General features: G+C 60.8%; 9 protein-coding genes. All 9 read left to right on the forward strand.

Translation table 11 applies throughout. The features are described 5' to 3' along the window. The first annotated feature begins 20 nt into the window (after positions 1–20). The 9 genes from QN370_RS07370 (at position 21) to QN370_RS07410 (ending at position 8,794) form a co-directional block, all read left to right on the forward strand. On the forward strand, positions 21–785 hold the full coding sequence (locus tag QN370_RS07370) for an ABC transporter ATP-binding protein (RefSeq protein WP_322129022.1): 765 nt from the start codon (positions 21–23) through the stop codon (positions 783–785). Next, positions 782–1,525, forward strand: coding sequence for an ABC transporter ATP-binding protein (locus QN370_RS07375; RefSeq protein WP_322129021.1), 744 nt, complete (start codon positions 782–784; stop codon positions 1,523–1,525). The genes QN370_RS07370 and QN370_RS07375 overlap by 4 nt, the downstream gene beginning before the upstream one ends. Next, complete coding sequence (locus QN370_RS07380) at positions 1,522–2,502, forward strand: branched-chain amino acid ABC transporter permease (RefSeq protein WP_322129020.1); 981 nt, start codon at positions 1,522–1,524, stop codon at positions 2,500–2,502. The genes QN370_RS07375 and QN370_RS07380 overlap by 4 nt, the downstream gene beginning before the upstream one ends. Beyond that, complete coding sequence (locus QN370_RS07385) at positions 2,499–3,563, forward strand: branched-chain amino acid ABC transporter permease (protein ID WP_322129019.1); 1,065 nt, start codon at positions 2,499–2,501, stop codon at positions 3,561–3,563. The genes QN370_RS07380 and QN370_RS07385 overlap by 4 nt, the downstream gene beginning before the upstream one ends. Positions 3,564–3,838: 275 nt before the next feature. Next, a complete protein-coding gene (gene dsbD, locus QN370_RS07390; protein WP_323581700.1) occupies positions 3,839–5,677 on the forward strand; it encodes a protein-disulfide reductase DsbD in 1,839 nt (612 codons plus the stop codon). Between the two features lie 138 nt (positions 5,678–5,815). After that, positions 5,816–6,319, forward strand: a complete 504-nt coding sequence (locus QN370_RS07395; protein ID WP_322129017.1) for a TlpA disulfide reductase family protein — start codon at positions 5,816–5,818, stop codon at positions 6,317–6,319. After that, positions 6,316–6,543, forward strand: a complete 228-nt coding sequence (locus QN370_RS07400) for a DUF4266 domain-containing protein (RefSeq protein ID WP_322129016.1) — start codon at positions 6,316–6,318, stop codon at positions 6,541–6,543. The genes QN370_RS07395 and QN370_RS07400 overlap by 4 nt, the downstream gene beginning before the upstream one ends. Before the next feature lie 119 nt (positions 6,544–6,662). Continuing rightward, on the forward strand, positions 6,663–7,787 hold the full coding sequence (locus QN370_RS07405; RefSeq protein WP_323581701.1) for a DUF3570 domain-containing protein: 1,125 nt from the start codon (positions 6,663–6,665) through the stop codon (positions 7,785–7,787). A 59-nt stretch (positions 7,788–7,846) separates the two neighbouring features. Continuing rightward, positions 7,847–8,794 (forward strand): FAD:protein FMN transferase, encoded by a 948-nt coding sequence (locus tag QN370_RS07410; protein ID WP_322129014.1) that lies wholly within the window; start codon positions 7,847–7,849, stop codon positions 8,792–8,794. The last annotated feature ends 280 nt before the right edge of the window (positions 8,795–9,074 follow it).

Raw genomic sequence — 9,074 nt, forward strand, 5'->3', positions numbered from 1 at the left:
GCAACGCTCAATCCGACCCGATGATTTCTCTGGAAACCCGCGACCTGACGATCCGCTTCGGCGGCCACGTCGCGGTCAATGCCGTCTCCTGCGCGTTCGTGCCCGGTACGCTGACGGCCATCGTCGGGCCGAACGGCGCTGGCAAGACCACCTACTTCAACCTGATTTCCGGCCAGCTGAAAGCCTCGTCCGGACAAGTGCTGCTGTACGGACGCGACCTGTCGACCTTGTCGGCACCGGCACGCACGCATGCCGGACTCGGTCGGGCGTTCCAGCTGACCAGCCTGTTCCCGACGCTCAGCGTGCTTGAAAATATCCGGCTGGCGCTGCAATCGCGCCAGCGTCTCGGGCTCGACCTGTGGCATGTCTGGTCGCATCACACGGCGCTCATCGAGCGCGCCGAACAGGTGCTCGAAAGCGTCGCGCTGACTGCACGACGCGATCAGCCCGCCGCTGCATTACCACATGGAGACCAGCGCAAGCTCGAAGTCGGCATGCTGATGGCGCTCGATCCGGCGGTGTACCTGTTCGATGAGCCGACCGCCGGCATGAGTGTCGATGAAGTGCCGGTGATCCTCGACCTGATCCGCCGGCTCAAGGAGCAGACCGGCAAGACCATCCTGTTGGTCGAGCACAAGATGGACGTGGTACGCGAACTGGCGGACCGCATCATCGTGCTGCATAACGGCGCGCTGGTAGCCGATGGCGAACCGGATGCAGTGATCGCGTCGCCGGTGGTGCAGCAGGCGTATCTCGGGCTGGCACCGGTCGGGGAGGACGCATGAACCTGCTGACACTAACCGACGTCCATACCCACATCGGCGCGTACCACATCCTGCATGGCGTCGACCTCGACATCCCGCGTGGCGGGTTGACCATGCTGCTCGGTCGCAATGGTGCCGGCAAGAGCACCACGCTGCGAACCATCATGGGCTTGTGGCAGGCCTCGCAAGGCAGCATCACTTTTGACGGCCAGCCGATCACGGCGCTGGCCACGCCCGACATCGCCCGTCTCGGCATCGCCTACGTGCCAGAAAACATGGGCATCTTTGCCGACCTCAGCGTGCGCGACAACCTGCTGCTGGCGGCGCGCACGGCCCGCACCGTCGAGGCCATCGACCGCCCGCGGCTGGACTGGATTTTCGATTTGTTCCCGGCCATCAAAACCTTCTGGCTGCATCCTGCCGGCAAATTGTCGGGCGGGCAAAAACAGATGCTGGCGGTGGCGCGCGCGATGATCGAACCGCGTCGCCTGATCCTGATCGACGAACCCAGCAAAGGCCTGGCACCGGCGATGGTGGCCAACATGATCACGGCGTTTCGCGAGCTTAAGCAGACCGACACCACCATCCTGCTGGTCGAGCAGAATTTTAACTTTGCGAAGCAACTCGGCGACACCGTCGCCGTGATGGACAACGGTCGCATCGTCCATCGCGGGACCATGGCGGAGCTGGCGGATGATGCCCCATTGCAGGCGCGCTTGTTGGGCTTGTCGCTCGCACCCGGCACCGGAGAACCACGATGATCGACCGACCCAACCTGATTCCACTCTTGCTCGTGCCAGTGCCGGCACTGGTGGCGTTGCCGCTAGTCGGTTCGCCCTCGACCTGGATCACGCTGACCGCCGCTGGCCTGGCGATGGGCATGATCATCTTCATCATCGCGTCTGGCCTGACGCTCATTTTCGGCTTGATGGATGTGCTTAATTTTGGCCATGGTGTCTTCATTGCACTCGGTGCATTTGTCGCCGTGTCGGTACTGGGAGCGATGCCGCAATGGGTGCAGGCCGACCATCTCGGCCTGAACCTGGCAGCACTGGCACTGGCAATGATTGCCGCGATGGTCGCCGCCGGTGCGGTGGGTTTCGTGTTCGAGCGCGTGATTGTGCGGCGTGTGTATGGCCAGCATCTGAAACAGATCCTGATCACGATGGGCGGCATGGTGGTCGGCGAAGAATTGATCAAGGTCATCTGGGGCGCGCAGCAAATCGCGTTGCCGCTACCGGCGGCGCTGCGCGGTGCATTGCTTGTCGGCGATGCGGCGATCGAGAAATACCGCGTGCTGGCGATGGTGGTTGGGCTGGTGGTGTTTGGCGCGATGGTGCTGGTGCTCAACCGCACCAAGCTTGGCCTGCTGATCCGCGCCGGCGTGCAGGATCGCGAGATGGTCGAAAGCCTCGGCTATCGCATTCGTCAGTTGTTTGTGGGCGTGTTCGTGGTCGGTTCGGCGCTGGCCGGACTGGGCGGCGTGATGTGGGGGCTGTACCAGCAAAACGTGATTCCGCAGATGGGTGCGCAGGTCAATGTGCTGATCTTCATCGTCATCATCATCGGCGGACTGGGTTCGACTGGTGGCTGTTTTCTCGGTGCGTTGCTGGTCGGTTTGCTGGCGAATTACACCGGTTTTCTGGTGCCCAAGGTCGCGCTGTTTTCCAACATCCTGCTGATGGGGGCGATCCTGTTATGGCGTCCACGCGGACTGTTTCCGGTGACCTCGCGATGATCCGCCGCCTGCTCTCTGATGACTTGCCGCGCAGCTGCCTACTCAGCTTGCTGCTGTTGCTGATCGTGCTCGGATTAGCGTTTGCTCCGTTCATTTTTCCGGGCGCGAAAGCACTCAATGTCGCTGCCAAGATTCTGATCTTCATCGTGCTGGTCGCCAGCTATGACCTGCTGCTGGGTTATACCGGGATTGTCTCGTTTGCCCACACGATGTTCTTTGGACTCGGCGCGTACGGGGTTGCGATTGCCAGTACGCGCATGGGGCCGGGCTGGCAATCGCTTGGTGTGGGCGTGCTGTCGGCGCTGCTGCTGTCGCTGATCCTGTCGTTGCTGATCGGGCTGTTCTCGTTGCGCGTGCGGGCGATTTTTTACGCGATGATCACGCTGGCGGTGGCGGCTGCGTTCCAGACGCTGGCGTCGCAATTGTCGGAGCTGACCGGCGGCGAGGACGGGCTCAGTTTCAAGTTGCCGGACATGCTGACGCCGGCCTTCCGGTTCAGTGAGTCGCCCTTGTTCGGTGTCACGCCCGATGGCCGGTTGCTGACGTATTACCTGCTCTTCGCGTGCACGGTGGTGCTGTTCCTGATGATGCTGCGCATTGTCAATTCGCCTTTCGGCCGGGTCTTGCAGGCGATTCGCGAAAACGATTTCCGGGCGGAAGCGATCGGCTATCGCACGGTCGTTTTCCGCACGCTGTCGAACGTGCTGGCGGCACTCTTTGCGACGCTGGCCGGAGCGCTGCTGGCAATCTGGTTGCGCTACAACGGCGCGGATACCTCGCTGTCGTTCGAGATCATGATCGACATTTTGCTCATCGTCGTCATTGGCGGCATGGGCACGCTCTACGGTGCGGTGTGCGGCGCAACGCTGTTCATCCTTGCGCAGAGTTACCTGCAAGACCTGATGGGCATGGCCGCGCGCGCCACCAGCAGCGTGCCATTGCTGTCGGCCCTGCTGTCGCCGGATCGCTGGCTGTTGTGGCTGGGGATATTGTTTATTCTGTCGGTCTATTTTTTTCCGAGCGGGATTGTGGGGCGTTTGCGGGGCACGGGATCGCATTGAGCTTGCTGTTCTAGGCCGTCGGTGTTGGCGACGGGGAGCGGTGCACCGCACTCACCCGTTACCCCGCAGCCCGCAAAATTCCAGGACTGCCTGTCGTACTTCCACGACTGATTTTCTCGTCTCATCCCTTAGCGCGCCGTCGCCCCTTCCCGTAAGGTGTCGACCGCTATCCGCATGATTGCGTTGCCACCAAGAATCATCGTAGTATAAAAACCGTTAGTAATAACGGCTTGATGACTCCGACTGTGCCCGGTAACGATTTCCAAAGGTGAACCATGGTAGCTTCCCCGTCCCGCCGCCTTTCTGTTGTCCTCGCCATTCGACGAGTTTTCCTGTTCTGCTTCAGTCTTTTGTTTGCCTTGCCAGCCAGTGCAACGTTGAAAGATGACTACCTCCCACCGGAGCAGGCGTTTGTTTTTTCTGCCCGGGTTGTTGATGGGAATACCGTCGCATTGCACTGGGACATCGCGCCTGGCACCCATCTCTACCGCGAGCGGATCAGCATCGCGTCCACGCAGTCGCAGGCACAGTGGGCCGCGTTATTGTTGCCTGCCGGTGAAGACCGCTTCGATCCCAACTTCAACAAGACCATGGCGATTTTTGAAAAATCGCTGGACGTCGATGTCCATTTTTCCAAGGGGTCGTCACTGATCCCGCTCACTGTCAACTGGCAGGGTTGTGCTGATGCCGGTCTGTGTTATGCCCCGGCGAGCGCCGACCTGCAAGTGGCATTGACCGGTCTTGGCGCATCGACTAACCGGGTGGTGCCCGGTTTAGCCACTGTTCTGCCGACCCCTGTCGTGCCATCCGTCCCGGTTTCAGCGGACCCGATTGCTGCAGCGCTCGCCGGCGGTAATCTGCTGCGCACGCTGGGTGTGTTCTGGCTGGCCGGCTTGCTCCTCTCGTTCACGCCGTGCGTGCTGCCGATGGTGCCGATCCTGTCGTCATTGATTGCCGGGCAAGCTCGGCGTCCCAGCCGGTTGCGCGGCTTCCTGCTCTCGCTGGCATACACGCTGGGCATGGCGCTGGTCTATGCCGGTTTTGGTGTGGCGGCCGGACTGGCCGGCGAAGGCCTGGCTGCCGCGCTGCAAAATCCGTGGGTACTGGGCGGTTTTGCGTTGCTGCTGACCACGCTGGCGCTGTCGATGTTCGGTTTATACGAGTTGCAGATGCCGACCTTCATCCAGCAACGTGCCACCGGCTGGTCAAACCGCTTCAAGGGTGGATCGACTGTCGGCGTGTTTCTGATGGGTGGTGTCTCGGCGCTGGTGGTTGGTCCTTGCGTGGCGGCACCGCTGGCCGGGGCACTGGTCTACATCAGCCAGACCGGTGATGTCGTGCTCGGCGGTCTGGCACTGTTTGCGATGGCGCTCGGCATGGGCGTGCCGCTTCTGCTGGTAGGTCTGTCTGCGGGCAGCTTGCTGCCCCGCGCGGGTGCCTGGATGGAGCGTGTCCGGCAATTGTTTGGCCTGCTGCTGCTGGGTGTGGCGATCTGGATAGTGGCACCCGTGTTGCCGGTGTCATGGCAGATGGTGCTGTGGGCAGGATGGTTGCTGGCAGCGGCCGCGTGGCTGGGATTGTTTGGCAGTGCCCAGCACGGTGCAGCTTTGGCCGGGCGTGCTGCCGCGGCAGGACTGACGATCCTGTCCGTGATCCTGCTGGTGGGGGCCGCATCCGGTGGCCGCTCGGTGTTGCAACCGCTGGCGCATTGGCGCGGGCAGGGCGTAACGGCTGACGTTGCCGGCGCACTTCACATCAGTCGTGTTGCCAGTCGCGCTGCGCTGGATGCCGCACTGGTTGCTGCGCATCAGCAAGGTCAAGCCGTCATGCTCGATTTTTATGCGGACTGGTGCGTCGCGTGCAAGGAGTTCGACAGCATCACCTTCCGCGATCCCGCAGTACAAAAACGCCTGGCCGGCGTGCGCGTCTTGCAAGTCGACGTGACGGCCAATACCGCGGAAGACAAGGCGTTGCTCAAGCGCTTCAGCCTGTTCGGTCCGCCCGGGATGGTTTTTTTTGGCGCAGCCGAGGCGGGCCGGGTCAGTCACAAAGTGATCGGCTATCAGGCTCCTGATGAATTTCTGGCGTCGCTGGACCGGGCTGCGATTCCCTGAATCGGTGTGGTAAATCGGTGCGAGCTTTAAAAAAGACGGTAAAGCATGGGTTTTGGCATATTGCTTAAAACCAAGAGTATCGTAGTATTGATTTCTGGTTTCAATTTGTTGATGCGTTTCATCACCTACGGAAAACTGATGATGACTAAAAATCTCCCTCTGCTGGCGCTGCTCCTGTCGGCCTTGTATCTGCCGGCACATGCCCTCGAAATCGGCCAGTCCAGTCCAGCATTTTCTCTTCCCGGTCCCGCTGGCGCAGTCCGTCTGGATGACTTCAAAGGAAAAATCATTTACCTCGATTTCTGGGCCTCGTGGTGCGGTCCCTGCAAGCAATCCTTTCCGTGGATGAACGAGATGCAGACCCGCTATGGCAGCAAGGGTCTGCAGGTCGTTGCCATCAATGTTGACAAGAAAGTCGCCGATGCCGGCATCTTCCTCAAGGACCATCCCGCGACCTTCAGCGTCGCCTTCGATGCGGAGGGAAAAACACCTGCCAGCTACGGCCTAAAAGGCATGCCCGGCTCGGTACTCATTGGTCCCGATGGCAAGGTCTTGCTGGTCCATAACGGCTTTGTCCCGGCTGATCGTGATGCCCTCGAACAGCACATCAAACAGGCACTCGCCGGCAAGGACAAGCCATGAAGCCCGCATTCAAAAAACTGATGATGCTCGTTGCCGTGGCGGCGCTGGCGGGTTGCAGCAGTCTCGGCCAGGTCCAGCCGTGGGAAAAAGGCAACCTGGCCAAAGCGTCCATGACATTCGGCGGTGATCCGCTGGATCAGGCTTTTGTACAGCACATCTACAGCAGCAAAGAAAACTCTAGCGGCGGTTACGGCGTTGGCGGCGGCGGCTGCGGTTGCAACTAAGGATACCCATGAAAAAAAATTCATCTAGCCCAGCTTTGCCTTGCGCGTGCGCTGCGGTCGACCAGTTCGCCGGCGCATGGTCCCGCTGTTTCACCGGCAACGTCGCCTCCAGTGTTCTCATGGCCTCCCTGATTCTGCCCGGCATGGCCGCCTTGGTGTCACGCAATGCCGCTGCAGAAAACGCCCCGGAACAATCCACCATCGGCCTCAAATACGGTTCCTACAAGGACAGCCAGCCAGGATTTGACCGCATCAAGGTCAGTACGCCACAAATGTATGCGCAGGTGCCGATCGCCGGGGTCTGGTCGATCGAGGGATCGGCCTCCGGCGACAGTGTTTCCGGCGCGTCGTCGTACTGGCATACCGAACGCTCCAGCGCTAGTCAGATGAGCGATTACCGCAAGGCTGCCGACCTGAAGGTCACCCGCTATTTCTCGCGTGCGGCTGTCTCTGCCAGCGTGGCGTATTCGACCGAGCATGATTACATTTCGCGCGCGATCGGTCTTGAAGGCCGCTGGTCGAGCGCTGACAATAACCGCACCTGGACGATTGGCTACGGGCTTTCCCGCGACCGCATCGACAATACCTCCAACGGCACCAATACCGCCATCGACCAGCACAAGCGCACCCATGAATTCATGGCCGGTGTCACGCAAGTGCTGACGGCGAACGATATTGCCCAGCTCAACCTGACCCGCAGCATCGGCGCCGGTTATTACGATGATCCCTACAAGACTCTCGACCAGCGTCCTGACCAGCGCAATGCCTGGATAGCACTGGCCCGACTGAACCATTACGTCGGTCAGTTCGATGCGGCGCTGCGCGGCAATTATCGCTATTACACCGACACGTTCGGTATCCGTTCGCATACGGTCGGCATCGAGTGGGAGCAGCCATTCGGGCGCTGGAGCATCACGCCGGGAGCGCGCTATTACAGCCAGAGCGCGGCCAATTTTTATCTTGATCCGGTACTCGACGCGACGGGTCAGTACGACGTTGGCGCGACGCTTGCCAGCGGCGTTGGCATGACAGGTCCCCATTCGTTTGATGCACGACTTGGCGCGTTTGGCGCAGCCACCCTGTCGGGCAAGATCAGTTGCCGCGTCACGCCCGCTACCGTCATCGATGCCAAATTCGAAGCCTACCGGCAAGCGGCTGGCTTGCATGCTGGCACGACCGGGAGTCCGAATCTCGACCCGCTCCGGGCGAATTTTTTGCAACTTGGTTTGACGCATCGTTTTTAGTGCAGTGCCCTTGACGGCTACTTCCCATCACGCATGACATTACTTATGGTCATCCCTCCATGAAACGCTGGCGCACAGTACGGTTCGAATTTCCTGCCATGGCATCGCTGTGCAGCATGCAGATGGATGGCACGGACGAACGTCTGATGCGCCGTGCAGCCAAGGTCGCGATTGCCGAAGTGCGTCGTATTGAGCACAAGTATTCGCGCTATCGCGATGACAGCATCATCAGCCGCATCAACCAGGCAGCCGGTCTGGCACCGGTGGAGATCGACGACGAAACCGCTGGTTTGCTCGAATTCGGCAACCAGCTCTGGCGGCTTAGCGATGGGCTATTCGACATGACGTCCGGTGTCTTGCGGCAGGCCTGGGATTTCAGGAAAGGCAGCATGCCCGAACCGGCTCGCATGGCCAGCCTGCTGGAGCGGGTCGGCTGGCAAAAGCTGGAGCGGGCCGACCGGCAGGTGCGTCTGACGCTGCCGGGCATGGAGCTCGATATCGGTGGCTTCGGCAAAGAATATGCAGCCGATCGCGCAGCAGCGATCTTGCAGGAGGCCGGCATCGTTCATGCGCTGGTCAATCTGGGCGGCGATCTGCATGTACTTGGTCGACGTGGTTTGCCCGAGCGCGACAACGCCCCCTGGCAAGTAGCTATCCAGCATCCCCGGCCACCGCCGCAGCAACCGCTGGCCACGCTGGCGTGGTTGCCGGTAGCACGTGGCGGGTTGGCGACCAGCGGGGACTATGAACGCTTTTTCATGCATCAGGGGCGGCGCTACTGCCACATCCTTGATCCGCGTACCGGCTGGCCGGTGTCGTACTGGCAGTCGGTCAGCGTGCTGGCAGCCAACACCACAACGGCCGGTGCGCTTGCCACGATCGCCATGCTGAAAGGGCCTGCGGGGGAAGCCTGGTTGCAGTCTCAGGAGGTGCGTTACCTCGCCATCGCGCCAGATGGCCAACCCAGCAGTACCGCATTTCCACAGGCGCAAGGCGTGTCCTGCTAGGAGTTTTTTCTGACCTTCCACACTTGATTGAGGAGAGTTCTCATGAATCCCCGTTCCAACGTTTTTTACAAAAAATTCCCGCATGGTCTCATCGCCGCATCGGTCGTCACCGTCATGTTGCTGGCGGCATGCGGCGGCGGTGAATCTCCTGTGACAACGTCAGCACCGTCACCGTCACCGTCACCGTCACCGTCACCGTCACCAACGCCAACGCCAACGCCAACGCCAACGCCAACGCCAACGCCAACGCCAACACCAACACCAACACCAACACCAACAC

Origin of the sequence: Actimicrobium sp. CCI2.3 (assembly GCF_035019065.1) — a bacterium.
Taxonomy (GTDB): domain Bacteria; phylum Pseudomonadota; class Gammaproteobacteria; order Burkholderiales; family Burkholderiaceae_D; genus Actimicrobium.

What these genes read in the sequence shown, in the direction of transcription:
- QN370_RS07370 (WP_322129022.1), top strand. Translation starts at nt 21, where the DNA reads ATGATTTCTCTGGAAACCCGCGACCTGACGATCCGCTTCGGCGGCCAC.
- QN370_RS07375 (WP_322129021.1), top strand. Translation starts at nt 782, where the DNA reads ATGAACCTGCTGACACTAACCGACGTCCATACCCACATCGGCGCGTAC.
- QN370_RS07380 (WP_322129020.1), top strand. Translation starts at nt 1,522, where the DNA reads ATGATCGACCGACCCAACCTGATTCCACTCTTGCTCGTGCCAGTGCCG.
- QN370_RS07385 (WP_322129019.1), top strand. Translation starts at nt 2,499, where the DNA reads ATGATCCGCCGCCTGCTCTCTGATGACTTGCCGCGCAGCTGCCTACTC.
- dsbD (WP_323581700.1), top strand. Translation starts at nt 3,839, where the DNA reads ATGGTAGCTTCCCCGTCCCGCCGCCTTTCTGTTGTCCTCGCCATTCGA.
- QN370_RS07395 (WP_322129017.1), top strand. Translation starts at nt 5,816, where the DNA reads ATGATGACTAAAAATCTCCCTCTGCTGGCGCTGCTCCTGTCGGCCTTG.
- QN370_RS07400 (WP_322129016.1), top strand. Translation starts at nt 6,316, where the DNA reads ATGAAGCCCGCATTCAAAAAACTGATGATGCTCGTTGCCGTGGCGGCG.
- QN370_RS07405 (WP_323581701.1), top strand. Translation starts at nt 6,663, where the DNA reads ATGGCCTCCCTGATTCTGCCCGGCATGGCCGCCTTGGTGTCACGCAAT.
- QN370_RS07410 (WP_322129014.1), top strand. Translation starts at nt 7,847, where the DNA reads ATGAAACGCTGGCGCACAGTACGGTTCGAATTTCCTGCCATGGCATCG.